Raw genomic sequence first — 14,738 nt, 5'->3', positions numbered from 1 at the left:
GGCGTGACTGTCCGCGGATCTTGACTCAGGGAACATCCAAGTGTCTTGCGAACGAATGACACGGTGATGGAGCTCGTGGGTTGGATCATCGGATACGTGATACTGTTCGCCCTTCTCCATTTGCTACTGTACTACGTCTACGTCCGCCGCGAGGACGACGAGCGGACGCCCTCGCCGTCGTTCGCCGACCCGGATCGTGGACGGTCGGGGCTGACGCCGGGATCGGATCACTATCCGCGTGCGCCCGACGACGTCGACGAGTTCGACGAATCCGACGAGGATCACGACGTCGACGGCGAGACGATCCGCTGTCCACACTGTGGCGCTCACAACGCGGCCGACCAGACGTTTACCTACTGCTGGCGCTGTATCTCCACGCTTCGCCACTAAATCGAGTCGACGAGTGAGCGGTAATCGACGATTACGCTTTTATCCGTGGACTTCCGAGTGACCGAGGAAGACGAACTGGTATGACCGAACACAGATCCCCCGCTTCGCGACACCGCCCTCCATCGGTGTATCGCGCGTTTCACGACCCGAACGGACCCGCAACGCTCAGTACGACGATCGTCCACGCACTCGCCGACTGTATCGGCGTCGACCCGACCGATAGCCGCATCTCGCTGTACGATTCCGTCGATCCCGACGCACTCGACGCGCTCTTTCGACCGCGCCACGACGGAACCCCTCGAGTTGGCGCGACGCTCTCGTTCGTCGTCCACGACCACTACGTGACGGTCCACGGGAACGGCGAGATACTGATCGACCCGCCGTCCCGCCCGTAACGAACGCTTAGCAGGGAAACCGTCCCGTATCGCCCCTCACTCGAACGTATCGGCGAAGCCGAACGACAGTCGTTCGTGAACTTCATTTCACGGGACCATTCGAGAAAATCATTTGTGGACAGACGACGTTCACTCCGTATGGTCCTCCCATTTCGAAAGACAATCCAGTTCCTCGTTTCGTTCGGGCTCGCCATTGCCGTCGTGGTCATCGCCGTCGTCGCGTACTTCGGGCTCGTGAACGTCCTGTTCGGCGCCCCTCCGTAGCGATACGCGGAAGGCTCCACCGCGGCCGATGCCGACGAACTCGTGTTCGTCCACTCTCCGTCCCGATCACCGGATCACCGTCCCGACTATCGGCTCTCCGTCTCGCCTCGAGTTACGGTAAACGGATGCGCTCCGATAGACCTCGTCGATCGACCGGGTGGCCAGTTGATCGGGACGAACCGCACGAATGGGTAAGGATTTGTGAGCCCACTTCGAACTGCGGGCGTGAACGTAACGATCATCGACTACGGCGTCGGAAACCTCCGAAGCCTTCGGCGAGGGCTCGAGCGCGCCGGTGGGACGGTCGCTGTCTCGGACGATCCGGCGGAGATCGCCGACGCGACGGCACTCGTCCTCCCCGGCGTTGGCGCGTTCGAGGAGTGCGTTCGAAACTCGAAGCCGTTTCACGACGTGCTCGTCGAGTCGGCCGCGGATACGCCGATTCTCGGCATCTGTGTCGGGTTGCAACTACTGTTTACGGAGAGCACCGAGGGTGCCCCGGACGGCGAGACGATCGACGGCCTCGATCTCATCCCCGGGCGAGTCGAACGGCTTCCCCACGACGACGTGAAAGTTCCCCACATGGGCTGGAACCAGCTCGCGATCGAGCGCGACCACCCGATCGTCGCGGGCGTCGACAGCGGTGGACCGAAAGTCCAACGAGCAGACGACGACGAGGCATACGTCTACTTCGTCCACTCGTACGGGTCGGCGATCGATTCTCACACCGTCGCATCCTGTGAGTACGGCTTCGAGTTCGCCGCCATCGCCGCGAACGAAGCCGGCAACGTGATGGGAACGCAGTTTCACCCCGAAAAGAGTGGCCCGCTCGGCCTCCGCATCCTCGAGAACTTCGTGGCGTACGCCGAAACCCACCATAGTGGCCGCTGAACGTTATTGTACACCTGGTCGCCAGATGGAAGCGCGGTTGGGAGCGAGCGCGGTTGGGAGCGAGCGCGGTTGGGAGCGAGCGCGGTTGGGAGCGAGCGCGGTTCGGAGTGAACGGAGTCGTTCGAACGACCAGCGGTCGTTCGTGATGACGAAAATCGAAGGTTTTCGAACCATGAACGAGAACCGCGGAACGGCGAACGGGGAACGAACGTGACCCGTGAGCGAACGAAGTCGTTCGAACGACCGCTGGTCGTTCGTGATGACGAAAATCTTCGATTTTCGAACCATGAGCGAGAACCGCGACGACGACGGGGAGAAACGACCCGTGAGCTGTGCGATCAGTGTGTGAATCGTTTCAGCTGATATTATACAACGACCGTGCGATCCCCTCGCGGTCGGAGTAACGAGACGCGCTCGAGCGGCAACCACTACTCGAACACCAGTGACCGCACGAGTCAGTCCCAGAGAGTGAGTCTCCCTCCCCCGAGTAAGTCAGCCCCCGACCGCGTAGCGAAGCTCGAGGATGCCGTTTTCGGCGGTCGTCGATTCGATCAGTTTCAACCTCATCGCCGCCCCATCGTCACCAAAGAGTGAAATCCCCGAACCGAGGAGACGAGGAACGATACTCAGTCGGAGTTCGTCGACCAGTCCCGCTCGAAGGAACGCTCGAGCCACCGTCGCACCGCCGACGAGCCAAATTCGGTCGTGTTTGGCTGTCTCCCGGGCGGCCAGGGCCGTCACCTCGTCGTCGACGAACTGGACCCCTTCAGGCCCAGGTGGATGATCTCGGCGTGTGAGAACGTACGTCGGCCTGTCCTCGTAGGGCCACTCGCCGAACGAACGCACCTGTTCGTACGTCGTCGCTCCCATCACGAGTGCGTCGACGCTCTCGAAGAACGCCTCGTAGCCACCGTGTTCGTTTTCGGGGGCCGACTCGAACTCCTCGAGCCACTCGACGCCACCGTCCTCGCTGGCGATGTAGCCGTCGACGCTCACCGCGATGTAGAGAACGATCTCTCCGTCCATCCGACCCTTACGTCGCCGGTAGAGAAGTAGTGTCCCGGTTGGAGGTCGCACGATATGTGCGGACGGCGGATGGCACAATCCGTTCGAACGGCTGAGTCGGTCGTTCTCAACTCGAGTCGGTCGTCGCATCCGTCGACAGCGCCGCCTCGAGCGCCTCGAGGTGGTCGACGCCGACGACGGCGACGACGTCGCCCTCGGTGCGAACGTCCTCGAGACGGTCGGCCATACACCGTTCGCGGGTTTCGTCCCGGTAGGCCAGCGCGGTCCCGTCCGCCTCGACGCCGCCGAGCAGGGCTTGTACGGTGGCGACGTGTGATCGCTCGTGGACCGCCTGGCGCTCCGGCGGATCCGTAGGCGTACAGCCGTATTCGATCGGATCGTCCCGCGTCACCGTCATCGAGGTGGCGTGGGTCAGCGTGGCGGCGACCCGGCAGGTCAGCGCTTCCCGGGTCGCACCGCCGAGACTCGAGACGACCCGGCGGGCCGTCGCGGGCGAGACGCGGTCGGCGACCAGTCGGGTCACCAGTCGCCGGACGAACGACCAGTTCGGGGCGTCGATGCCGACGACGTCCGCGTCGGGTGCGGCGCTGATCGCGGCGCTCATCTCACCGCCGAATCGCGGGGGGCCGGATTCGTCCCCGTCGGCGGCGTAAGTGCGGTACAGCGGGAGGGCGGCCGGCGGTAACTCGAGCGCGAGGACGTCCGGATCAACGGCCCCGAGGACGCACTCGACGCGGGCGACGCTCGCCGGGTGGTCGTGGACGACCCCGAGGAGTGTGAGGGTCCCCGCAGGCCCCTCGAGTTGGCGATAGAACTGTTCGGTGATTCGTGGATCGTCGAACGATGCGGGGGCGGACGGACTGTCGTCCATTGCTCGAGGAGTAATACGAGACTACCGGCATAACCCTTCTGTTGTGGCAAACGATCGATCGAGAAGAGGGTCAGTCGTTGCAGACGATCCCGATTCGTGATGCGAGATCGTCACAGCACGCGAACGTTTCGGAGTAGGTGCACACGCGAATACGTGGACGCGAGACCTGGTTCAATCCGGGAACGGAGCGACCGGAGTGGATATTGAACGTCAGCGATCGTTCAACCACCGATCGAGTTCGTATCCGGATGCGAAAACGGTAACCAAAACACCACTTACTACCAAGATCGGAGAATCGAAGGCAGCGCCAACGACGGTGATTTGGAGACCAGCCATCATCAGCATGAGTTCACGAAATCGGGCAGCAGTCTGACCCATAATACACCGTCAAACTATTTATTATACACTCTTTCGGTCGACCAGAAACGGCTACAGTGGCGCGTTCAACGTCGGGAATCTCACTCCTGTGGGATACTGCGTTGTCGTATTCGCGGTCGGAATCGGTCGCGTGAATAGGGACCGGTTACTCGAGGAGCAATAGCCGTTTCGCTGACCCTACTCGCAGTGGTTCTACGTGAAGTGCCACGAAACACGCCCCGTATCACCGAGTCGGTGGCTCGGACGATGCTGTTCGTCGACCGTTCCCCGCACCCGAACCGAGCGTTCGTCCGAGTCGTCGCCCGCGTCGACGACGACCGGGAACTCGGTCGTCCGCGCCGCGGGGTACGTCCGAAAGCCCAGACGAACCGTCTCGCGCTCGCCGGCCTCGAGCGCCACGGTGGCCGAATCGACCGTCTCGGGATCGTGCCCGACGACGAGCGCCACCGCACGGCTGACCGGTTCGGCTCCAGCGTTTGCGACCTCGGCGACGACCTCGAGTCGCTCCCCCGCCTCGAGGGGTGCGTTGGTCTCGAGAATCGTCACGTCCACGTCCGATCCGGGGCCCGCGCCGTCCCGCCCCGTCACCTCGACGGTCCGGTCGTCGGCGTCGTCAGCACCGACGACGCGGACGGGAAACCGGTCGTCGCGCTCGACCGGATACGTCTCGAACGCGAACGTAACCCGTTCGGTCTCCGGCCAGTCGACGGCGACCGTCCGGGCGTCGACGACCTCGGGGTCCTCGCCGACGACGAACTCGAGTTCCTGGGTCGGATCACCGACCATCATTATGCCGCCGACGTTCTCCACCTCGGCGACGACCTCGAGCGTCTCGCCCGCGGGGACGGGATCGTTCGTCTCGACGATCCGAACCTCGAGCGGTGGACGAATCTCCGGCCCGTCGACGCGCGCGGCGTCACTCACCACACCCGTTTCGGAGATGGCGAGGGCGATGGTCGGATAGCCGGCGCTCGTCCAGCCCGGCGGCTCACGTACGAGCGTCGCGCTGTCGGTATCGCCCTCGAGGTCGGTCACGTCCGGGACCGTCATGTTCTGGCCTTCGACCCAGACGAGACGTTCGAGGGTCCCGTCTCGAGCCGACGACTCGGCCGTAAACGTCACGGGGTCGTCGACGCCGACCCGCTCGCCGTCGCCTGGCTCGGATCGGAGATCGATCTCGGGCGATCGTGTGCCGTCGGGGTCGACGCGTACCGTCCACGCGGTTGATTCGTTCGCCCCATATATTGCGGTCACGCGGTGGGTTCCCGTCGAGCTGAACGTCCGAAACGTCGCCGGAACCCCGGCCGCGTACTCGTAGTCGGTCGCAAGCGGCGTTCCGCCGCCGCCGGTCTCTCCGTCGCCGCCCCATTCGACGTCCCCTGGCTCGAATCCGACCGGCGCCTCGAGTTCGAACAACATCGTCGATCCGGGAGCGACCGTCAGCTCACTCGCGACGGGGTGGCGTCGCTCGAGGGCGGACGCCGTTGCTCGTCGTGTGCGGCGTTCGATCCCGCCGGCGACGCCGCCGGCTCCGAGAAGCGATCCGACCCCGCCGATTGCGACCCCCTCGAGGATGGCTCGTCGGCCGAACGCTCGATCTGGCATACCCGGCTTTGCTGGGAGTCCGAACTGAAAAGCGGGAGAGACCGTTACGGGAGAAACGACCGATTTCGACCGCGAGCACCGAATCCGTGGGCGAGCCTACTTGCGGGAATCGAAGAGCAGTGCGTTTAGACGCCCGTGCTGTAGCGCAGAATGCCGGCGAAGCCGCCGAAGGCGTTGTAGAGCTGTTCGCCTTTCTCGAAGTCGGTGGAGATGAACTTCGTCTCCGTTCCGCGCTGTTCGGCGATCTCGATGAGGTGATCGATGGCGTCCTCGCGATCCTCCTCGGTCGCCTCGACGTCGGCGCCGCAGTCGGTACAGGTGTGTCCTGGCGTCGACTTGCGCCGGTCGACGACTTCTCGATCCGTGTTTCCACACTCGCCGCAGTCGTAGGTGATGACGTCCTTCCGAAGGTCTTCGCTGATCAGCAGGCGGTCGACCGCCCCCATCACCAGATTCCGTCGAGTCTGTTCGAAGCCGTAGGTGGCGAGATCGCCCGCGTTGAGTTCCTCGAAGAACTCCTCCATCTGCTGTTTGTCCTTCATCACCTCGGCGTCGGCCAGCGCGTCCTCCGCGTTGTCGACGAGATCTTTCAGTCCGGACTCGTCGGTGTAGGCGACGTCGAACTTGCCGATCACGTTGTCCTGAATCTCGTGGTGGAGGTAGTCGCCATCGAGGAACTCGTCTTTCGTTGGGGAGGGACCGCCGACGAGAATCCCGTCGAGTTCGTGGCGCCGCGGGACGAACAGGTCGTTTGCCATCCCTGCGACCTCCTGGTAGAAGTTGTCGATCGCCTCGAGGCGCAGGCGGGCGAATCGCTGGGCGGACTGGCCACCCTTTCGCTGTTTACCGGGGACGAGCGAGGAAGCGGATTTAACGGGTTCGATGCGTTTGCCCTTCAGCCAGCCGACGTTCGCCTCGCGTCGGTCGAGGACGACCAGGCCGTAGAGGCCCTTGTCGGCGAGCATCTCTTCTAAGGGCTCGGTGAGAAAGTCGGAGTCACAGTGATAGCGAAAGGACTCGATGGGCTGGGGCGGGCTCTCCAAGACGTTCGTGACCATCTCGGTTCGGCCGCCGCCCGAATCGACGGCGCCCGAGAACAGGACGATCCCGTTTTCGGGTGGGAACGTATCGTAGTATCGAAGCCGGTCTTTGATGCTCGTCAGGGCGTCTTGGACGGCCGTCCGGGTCTGTTTGGACTTGATGTTGGCCGCTTCGCTGTGCTCCTGGGTGACGTGGGTGACGACGTCGCTGATCTGTCGATCGTCGGGAACGTAGATCGTCACGAGCTGCGTGCCAGAACCGTCGTAGTTCTTGAGATCCTCGATGACCTTCCGAAACTCGTATTTCTTCCGGTCTGATTGCTCCTGCTCGCCCTCCTGGCTCATTGGCCGTACAAAGCGGTGCGGCGGGTAAGTATTCTTTGACACGCCACGCGTACGGCGTCGCTGGGTTGGTGTGTGGCCTCGGCGGGGAGATCCGCGGTCGAAAGGGGACAGCCTCGCGACGAGGTGACGATTTAAGGTCTAGCCGTTCCACTGTCCGGACAGTATCCGAGTATGTCCCACGAGACTGTCTATGCTATCGCGAGCGGGAAAGGCGGTGTCGGTAAGACGACGACGACGGTTAACCTCGGAACGGTGCTCGCACAGGCGGGCGAGCGCGTGGCGATCGTCGACACCGATCTGGGGATGGCGAACCTCGCGGGGTTCGTCAGTCTAACCCCGGACGCGACGACGCTTCACGACGTACTGGCAGGCGATGCGTCGATCGCCGACGCGACCTACCGGTTGGCGGATAACATCGTCGCCGTTCCGAGCGGTACCGACCTAGACGAGTACGCGAAGACCTCCCCCGAAGGACTCCGTGACGTCGTCGATGAACTTCGGTCGACCTACGACTTCGTCTTTCTCGACGTCGGCGCGGGCGTTAGCCACGAGACCGTCCTTCCGCTCGGCCTCGCGGACTCGGTCGTCGTCGTCTCGACGCCCGAACCGGCCGCAGTACAGGATTCACAGAAAACCGTCGAGTTGACCGCCCGCGCCGGTGGTGAGATCGCCGGACTCGTCGTCACCCGTACCCACCCGAACAGCGACATCAGCTACGACGAGATCGCCGGCCAACTCGAGATTCCGTTGCTCGGGACCGTCCCCGAAGACCCCACCTCACGCGAGAGCGTCTGTGCGGGGACGCCGCTGGTCGTCTACGACCCACAGAGCTCTGCGTCCGCGGCGTACCGACGACTGGCCGCCGATCTCTCCGGCATCGACGTTCCCACGACGTCCGCTGACGAGGACGGAGCCGACCAGCCCGAAGCCGACGACGCCGACGAGTCGGGCTCCGAACCCGACCCACAGCCGACGGCGAGCGAGCGAGAAGCCGGACACGACGACGTCTCGAGTGCGATCACCGAGGCGGAATCCGATAACTGATACGGTTCACTGTCAGTCAGTTCCGGCGCAACCGTGACCCGTGCGGCGGTTGCAACGGTGGACTCGCTGCACTCCTCCACTGAGACTCGTCTCACACGGTTCGACTCACCGCCGGGACATCGGGACAGCAATCCGTATGAAACGGGCCGCTGTCGGCCGGTTTCAGTCCGATCGCGACGCGAATGCGGTCGCGTCGACAGGTCTGGACAGCAAGCCGTCTGTGTGTCGCCCGTCCGTGACCTCGAGCGGTATCCGTCGACTCCCGTCACAGCGGGGGTGATCTCTCACTACTGTCTCGGTAGGAGGTGCCTGGAATGCCCCTTTCCCCCGTCGAAACGACGACTTCTATCGAAACTGGTGACTACTCGGACCTCGAGACGGTCGTCGATTCCAGAACGTGTTCGAATCCAACGTGATTTGGCGCGGTTTTCCGTCCAATACCGAGAAAACACGCTTCTCAGACATCGACTCTCGCCGGATCGTATAGAAATAAATCGAGGTGAACGAACGGTTTTGGGTATCCGGGGTACGAGCTAATTACTAATCCGGACGTCTCTCGACCGCTCGAGCATGGAGCGACGAAAAATCCTCCTCGGCAGTGGAGCCGTCCTCGCAACCGTGCTCGCGGGCTGTTCCAGTAGTGAAACCGACGAAGAAACCGACGACGACCCCGACTCGTTCGGCGACGATGACGACGACGGATACGACGATGACGACGGGTACGACGACGGATACGACGACGATGACGACGATGACGACGAAATACCCGGATTCGAAGGCGACGTGGAGACGGGCAGTGACAAGGTGACCGTCACCGACGTCACGCACGACCACGGTACCGTCAGCGTCGGCGTCGAAACCGACACCACCGACACTGACGAGTTGTACAAAGAACTCGAGGTCGTCGGACACGACCTCGCGTACGCGATCGCCGATCCGGACCGGTTCAAGCGCGACGTCGAGATCGTCGAGCTGTACATCGAACACGACGGCGCGCACGTACTCGGCCTGGCCGTCGACGTCCAGTGGTTGCTCGACTACCTCGAGGACGAGATTTCCCGCGAGGAACTCAAGAACAAGATCGTCAACTCCAAAGAGTAAGCGCCGTCGATCGGTTCCGAAAAACGGCGGCTCGCTGTTTCTTTCCGAACGTCGATCCGATCAGTGTCACCCGCGAAAACGGCTGTCGAGGCTACATCGATCGCGGCGCGGCGACGCCGAGAATCGACAGCGCGTTCGCGACCGTGTGTTTCGAGGCGGTGACGAGCGCGAGTCGAGCCTCTCGGCGGTCGGGGTCGACGCCGTCGCTCAACACCGGACACTCGCGATAGAACGCGTTGAACCGGTCGGCGAACTCCCGCGTGTAGGTCGCGATCTGGTGGGGCTCGAGATCGTCGGCGGCCTCGTCGACGACCGCGGGCAGTCGTGCGATCGTCTCGAGGAGGGCTCGTTCTGCCGGCGTCTCGAGCAGGTCAGCGTCGACGTCGGTCTCGGGGAACTCGCCCGCTTCGACGTCGAAGCCGGCTTCCTCTAAGATGCCACAACAGCGGGCGTGGACGTACTGGACGTACGGCGCGGACTGGGCCTCGAAATCGAGTGCGCGTTCCCATTCGAACGTGATCGCCTTCGTCGGCTGTTTCGAGACGATGTCGTAGCGAACGGCGCCGATCCCGACCTGGTGGGCGATGCGTTCGACGTCCGCGTCGTCCAAGTCGTCGTCGCGGATGCGGTCGTCCAGCCTGGTCTCGACCTCCTCTCGCGCGCGGTCGATCGCCTCGTCGAGCAGGTCGTCTAAGTCGACGCCCGTTCCCCGCCGGGTCGACATCTTCCCCTCCGGCAGGTTGACGTAGGAGTAAAGCACCTGCTCGAGCTGGTCGGTGTCGTTGCCGAGCAACTCGAGGGTTGCGTCGATCTGTCGGGCCTGAAGTTTGTGGTCTTCGCCAAGCACCGTCACGGCGCGGTCGTAGTTGTCGAACTTCCACTCGTGGTGGGCCAGGTCGCGAGTGGGGTACAGCGAGGTACCGTCCGAGCGCAAGAAGACGAGGTTCTTCTCGATGTCGAACTCCTCGAGGTCGAGTTGCCAGGCTTCCTCCTCGTAGACCGCGTCGTCGAGGTCCTTGAGTCTGGAGACGACGTCGTCGGTCGAGCCGTCGCGCATGAAACGCGTCTCCTTGACGAACTCGTCGAACTCCGCAGGGAGCCGACCGAGGCACGTCTTCATCCCCGAGAGCACCTGGTCGACGACCTCGCTGACCCGCTCGTAGGTCTCCTCGTCACCGGCCTCGAGTCCCTGCATGATCGAATCGATCTCGGCTTCGGCCGCTTCGACCTCGGGCTCGGCGGCGTTCTCGAGGAAGCGATTCCCTTTCCGGTAGTAGCGAACGAGGTCGTACTCGATGCGGTCGCGTTCGGGCTCGCCCTCGAGGTCCTCGGCGTCGAAGGTTTCGTAGGCCCATGTGAAGACGGCCATCTGGCGACCGGCGTCGTTGACGTAGTAGTGGCGAGACACGTCGTAGCCGGCGAAATCCAGCAGGTTCGCGACCGCGTCGCCGATGATCGGGTTGCGCGCTCGGCCGACGTGGACCGGTCCGGTCGGGTTCGCGCTCGTGTGTTCGACGACGAGCGACGCGTCGCGGTCGGCGAGCGAGCCGTACGTTTCGTCGGTGCCGGCCGCGAGCGTCTTCGCGAAGTAGACCTCACTCGGGAGGAAGTTGAGGTACGGACCCTGTGTCTGGATCTCGGAGACGTAGCTCAGTTCGTTCGCGTCGATCGCTTCTGCGACCTGGCCTGCGACCTGTGGGGGCGGCGCACCCGCCTCGCTCGCGAGTCGAAACGCAACGCTCGAGGCGAGGACGCTCTCGACGTCCTCGGGCGGTTCTTCGATCCCGAGATCGTCCGTCGGGAACTCGAGTTCGGCGAGTGCCCCCTCGAGGGCGTCCTCGACCTCCGCGCGTAAAGACAGGAACATACTCGCCCGTATTCAGGGGGCGACTAAAGGAATGTCGGGTTCACGATTCGAACGGGAGCCCGTCGAGGAACTGCTCGCTCTGGTAATCGAGGTGGTCGAGTCGCGGGCCGAGCAGTTCGCGGACGAGGGTCACGAGCGGGTTCGTCCGCCCGTCCCCGACCATTCCGATCTCGGTTTTCGTCCCGTCGGCCCCGTTCTCCCAGAGGCCGACGACGACGGTCTCACGATCCGCGAAGACGAGTCGGCTGATCGTGGGTGGCCGGGTCGAGTCGTGCAGCCAGTCGAGTTGCGGTTCCCAGATCGTCGCCTCCGGAAGCTGTCGGGCGAAAAACTGCCGAGCGGACCGATCTTTCGCCCCGGCATAAAAGTCGACGTCACGATCGATCGCCCGCTCGGCGTGGGGAAGACACTCCTCGTCGAGTAGCTCCCCCGACGTGTAGATCAGAAACAGCTCCTCGTCCGCCCGTTCTGCGAGTTCGCGCGCGTACTCGTAGACCTCGTTTCGACCCTCGAGAACGCCGATCTTGCGCTCGTCTTCGGTCGATCCCGTCTCGAATCGCGAGAGCAACTCGTCGACCAGTTCGATCTCCTCCCACCGGACGGCGACCGGTGCGAGCGTTCCCCGGGAGACGACGTTCGTCTCCCGGTCGTACTCGACTAGCCCCGCCTCGTCGAGTTTCGGCAGCCGAACGTGATAGAGCGATATTCGGGCGCGCTCGATACGCTCGTCGTACTCGAGTGCGTCAATGACGAACGCCTCCCGGGCGACGAGTTCCGTGGCCAGTTCGTCGATCGAACGCGGGCCATCCGCGTCCTCGAGTGCTTCGAGAACCGCTCGATTCGTTCCGTCCGTAAGCAAACGCACCACCCGTTCGTCGAGCGAGCACATACGCGGTCCACGGGACCACAATAATTAAAGATGATACTCAATTAGCGTCGCGCGAAACTAAATCATCGTCCGGATTGGTCGGTATGGAATAGCGTCTGTCGGTCGTGTGAACCTCCCTACTCGATCGATACGATCCGCTGGACGTCAGTTCCAGCGCGACTCGGTGATGGGACGCGGCCGCGCCGATACGTCGGTACAAGCAGTCCGTACGAAACGGGACGCAGGTCACGCGACTGCTGTGAGTGCGTCGAAGACCGGGTGCCAGCCGGTTCCAAACTCGACCGCTCACAGCGTCTTCAGTCCGCTCCCGGTCAGCGGAACGACGACGTCCTCGTCGACGGAGAGCACGCCGTCCTCGCGAAACTCCTCGAGTGCCGCCGGTGCGACCGCACACGTCGGTTCGACGTAGAAGCCGTCGCGGTGGAGTCGGTCGAGCGCGCTCTCGATGGGGTCGTCACCGAGTGCGATGACGTCGCCGTCGGTCGACTCGATCGCCTCGAGAATCTCCTCTCGGCGAGCGGGCGCCGCGATCTGGATGCCCTCGGCGATGTCGGCTTCGACCCCGTCCTCGCCGAGGGGGTCGCGGCCGAGTGCCTCGACGATCGGCGCGTGACCCGCGGCCTGTGCGCCGAGCAGTCGCGGCATCTCGTCGACGATCCCGGCCTCCGTGAGCAACGAGAACCCCCGGTAGGCGCCCAGAAAGAGCGTTCCGTGACCGATCGGCAAGACGAGCGCGTCGGGGACAGTCCAGCCGCGCTGGGCCGCCACCTCGAAGGCGAACGTCATCGTTCCCGCGTAAAACGCTGGGTTCCAGGCGTGACTCGCGTACCATCCTTCGCCGGTCTGGAACGGTGCCCCATCGTCTTCCGCTTCGCCGCGGTCGCGTTCGCCCGCCGTCGACTCGTCGCGTTCGCCCTCGACGGCTTCGAGACAGGCGTCGGTGACGTCTCCTCGACTTCCCTCGACCCGGACCGGGCGGGCGTCTGCTCGCTGGATCGCCATTAGCTTCGACTGCGTGACGTCCGCGGGGACGTAGATATCGGCTTCGATGCCGGCACGGGCGGCGTAGGTGGCGATCGATGCGCCGGCGTTGCCCGAGGAGTCCTCGAGTACCTTTTCGACGCCGAGTTCGACCGCCCGGGAGAGCGTCGTCGTCGCGCCGCGGTCTTTGAACGAGCCGGTCGGGAAGACGTACTCGAGTTTGAACGAGGCGTCCCAGCCGGGTGCGTCCACGAGCGGCGTAAAGCCCTCGAAGAAGGTGACGTGCTGTTCGATCGGGAGAAACTCGAAGAACGTCCACAGCCCCTCGCTCGTGTCGAGTCGCGACAGCGGGAGCGGGTCGCCACTCGGGTACGGTCGGTCGACGAACTCGAGTGGAGTTCCACACGCACAGCGCCAGGGTTCGTCGGGGCCGGCTTCGTAGGTCGTCCCGCAGGCCGGGCAGATGAGATCGGATGACATCTCAGTAGGAGTCGACGTCGGTGCCGACCGAGCAGACGTACTCGCCGCTTGCGACTTGGGGGAGTCTGCGGGTCCGCCACAGGATCCCGTTGCTGTCGGCGGTGACGGTCTCTTTCGGTTCGCCGAATGGAGTCGTCACCTCGAACAGCACCTCGTCGCGGGTCACCCGTTCGCCGAGGTTCTTTTTCATTCGGATGAGTCCGCCACCGGGTGCGCCGTACTGTTCGAAGCTGTTCGCTCGCGTCTGTCTGTTCAACTCGAGGGTGCCCTCGAGAAAGCCGTAGTAGGTGAGTACGTTGAACACGCCGTCGACCCCCTTCCGGATGCTCCCTTCGTCCCACCCGACACAGCCGCCGAGTTCGGGATCGACCGTCGGCACGCCCTCGTCCGGGGCCGCGCGTGCGAGCTGTCCGTCGGGGCCCTTCTGGTCGAGAACGTAGCCACAGTCGAACGCCTTCGCGAGTTCGAGACAGTCGTCGTAGAGGCGGTGTCGTTTCCCACACCTGACGCGAACTTCGTCGATCATCCGGCTGGTCGACCCCTGGTGGAGATCGAGGATCAGGTCCGCGCGGGTTCCGGCCTCGAACGTCGCCGCGGCGATCCGTTCGCTCGAGGTCCCGCTCTCGTTGCCGGGATAGGCACGGTTCATCTTCGTATCGTCGACCGGGTTGCGGTGTTCGGCGACCTGAAACGCGTGGTAGTTGACGATCCCGACGATCAGGATCGTTCCGGAGAGTTCGGCGGGATCGAGTCGAGGGACGACCCGACTGATGACGCCGACGCCGTTGAGTTCGTCGCCGTCGCTCGCCGCCTGCATATAGAGGGTCTTCCCCGACTCGGCGCCGTTGATGACGGCGACGGGGAGACCGAACGGACTCCCATCTCGGGTTTCGCCGACCTCGAGACGGCCCGTGTCGACCTCGCCGGGCTCCGCGCTCGCCGTTCCGAGCGTCGTCATGTCACCCACGACGGACCGGTTGGTCTTTATACTGTCCTTTGTCGTCGCCGACGGTACCCGATCGAGACCGGTGATAATGAGTTCGATCGAACACGTCATCAGGTTATTGAATGTGAGTTGACGCTAGTACTGTCGATCGAAACCGCTTCCGACCTGCCTCGAAGCGCGCCGGAGTTTTAGGCGACACGAAAAATATAGTTATTTTGATAAGTT

At 63.6% G+C, this 14,738-nt stretch carries 14 protein-coding genes; 6 read left to right on the top strand and 8 right to left on the bottom strand.

What is annotated here, in order from left to right; genetic code table 11:
* Nucleotides 1-66: 66 nt before the first annotated feature.
* The 4 genes from AB7C87_RS12475 (at nt 67) to hisH (ending at nt 1,940) form a co-directional block, all read left to right on the top strand.
* Nucleotides 67-390 carry a DUF7577 domain-containing protein gene (locus AB7C87_RS12475; RefSeq protein ID WP_369729797.1) on the top strand — a complete coding sequence of 108 codons (324 nt, stop codon included), beginning with the start codon at nt 67-69 and terminating at the stop codon, nt 388-390.
* Nucleotides 391-470: 80 nt separating this feature from the next.
* Nucleotides 471-785, top strand: a complete 315-nt coding sequence (locus AB7C87_RS12470) for a HalOD1 output domain-containing protein (protein WP_369729796.1) — start codon at nt 471-473, stop codon at nt 783-785.
* A gap of 138 nt (nt 786-923) precedes the next feature.
* A complete protein-coding gene (locus tag AB7C87_RS12465; RefSeq protein ID WP_369729795.1) occupies nt 924-1,049 on the top strand; it encodes a hypothetical protein in 126 nt (41 codons plus the stop codon).
* A 225-nt stretch (nt 1,050-1,274) separates the two neighbouring features.
* Nucleotides 1,275-1,940: an imidazole glycerol phosphate synthase subunit HisH gene (hisH, locus tag AB7C87_RS12460; protein ID WP_369729794.1), complete on the top strand. Its 666-nt coding sequence runs from the start codon at nt 1,275-1,277 to the stop codon at nt 1,938-1,940.
* 492 nt (nt 1,941-2,432) lie between these two features.
* Here the strand turns inward: hisH and AB7C87_RS12455 are convergent, their stop codons facing one another.
* The 4 genes from AB7C87_RS12455 to prf1 form a co-directional block, all read right to left on the bottom strand.
* A complete protein-coding gene (locus AB7C87_RS12455; RefSeq protein WP_369729793.1) occupies nt 2,433-2,966 on the bottom strand; it encodes a dihydrofolate reductase family protein in 534 nt (177 codons plus the stop codon).
* Nucleotides 2,967-3,072: 106 nt separating this feature from the next.
* The gene (locus AB7C87_RS12450; protein ID WP_369729792.1) at nt 3,073-3,837 is read right to left on the bottom strand and encodes a hypothetical protein; all 765 of its coding nucleotides are present in this window, start codon (nt 3,835-3,837) and stop codon (nt 3,073-3,075) included.
* Between the two features lie 570 nt (nt 3,838-4,407).
* Entirely contained in the window at nt 4,408-5,820 is a 1,413-nt protein-coding gene (locus AB7C87_RS12445) for a CARDB domain-containing protein (RefSeq protein WP_369729791.1), read from the bottom strand.
* 125 nt (nt 5,821-5,945) lie between these two features.
* Nucleotides 5,946-7,205, bottom strand: a complete 1,260-nt coding sequence (gene prf1 / locus AB7C87_RS12440) for a peptide chain release factor aRF-1 (RefSeq protein WP_369729790.1) — start codon at nt 7,203-7,205, stop codon at nt 5,946-5,948.
* A 171-nt stretch (nt 7,206-7,376) separates the two neighbouring features.
* Here prf1 and minD point away from each other — a divergent pair, with 171 nt between their 5' ends.
* On the top strand, nt 7,377-8,249 hold the full coding sequence (gene minD, locus AB7C87_RS12435; RefSeq protein ID WP_369729789.1) for a cell division ATPase MinD: 873 nt from the start codon (nt 7,377-7,379) through the stop codon (nt 8,247-8,249).
* A 570-nt stretch (nt 8,250-8,819) separates the two neighbouring features.
* Complete coding sequence (locus AB7C87_RS12430) at nt 8,820-9,350, top strand: DUF8159 domain-containing protein (RefSeq protein ID WP_369729788.1); 531 nt, start codon at nt 8,820-8,822, stop codon at nt 9,348-9,350.
* A gap of 91 nt (nt 9,351-9,441) precedes the next feature.
* On the opposite strand, the gene argS is transcribed toward AB7C87_RS12430, so the two are convergent.
* From argS to AB7C87_RS12410, 4 genes are all read right to left on the bottom strand, one after another.
* Nucleotides 9,442-11,217: an arginine--tRNA ligase gene (argS, locus tag AB7C87_RS12425; RefSeq protein WP_369729787.1), complete on the bottom strand. Its 1,776-nt coding sequence runs from the start codon at nt 11,215-11,217 to the stop codon at nt 9,442-9,444.
* A 40-nt stretch (nt 11,218-11,257) separates the two neighbouring features.
* Nucleotides 11,258-12,106 carry a DUF7344 domain-containing protein gene (locus AB7C87_RS12420; RefSeq protein ID WP_369729786.1) on the bottom strand — a complete coding sequence of 283 codons (849 nt, stop codon included), beginning with the start codon at nt 12,104-12,106 and terminating at the stop codon, nt 11,258-11,260.
* 285 nt (nt 12,107-12,391) lie between these two features.
* Nucleotides 12,392-13,567, bottom strand: a complete 1,176-nt coding sequence (locus AB7C87_RS12415) for a threonine synthase (protein WP_369729785.1) — start codon at nt 13,565-13,567, stop codon at nt 12,392-12,394.
* 1 nt (nt 13,568) lies between these two features.
* Nucleotides 13,569-14,525, bottom strand: a complete 957-nt coding sequence (locus AB7C87_RS12410) for a succinylglutamate desuccinylase/aspartoacylase family protein (protein ID WP_369729784.1) — start codon at nt 14,523-14,525, stop codon at nt 13,569-13,571.
* Nucleotides 14,526-14,738: the final 213 nt, after the last annotated feature.

Origin of the sequence: Natrarchaeobius versutus, assembly GCF_041205745.1 — an archaeon.
Taxonomy (GTDB): Archaea; Halobacteriota; Halobacteria; order Halobacteriales; family Natrialbaceae; genus Natrarchaeobius; species Natrarchaeobius versutus.
This window is presented reverse-complemented; position numbering and strand designations above follow the sequence as displayed.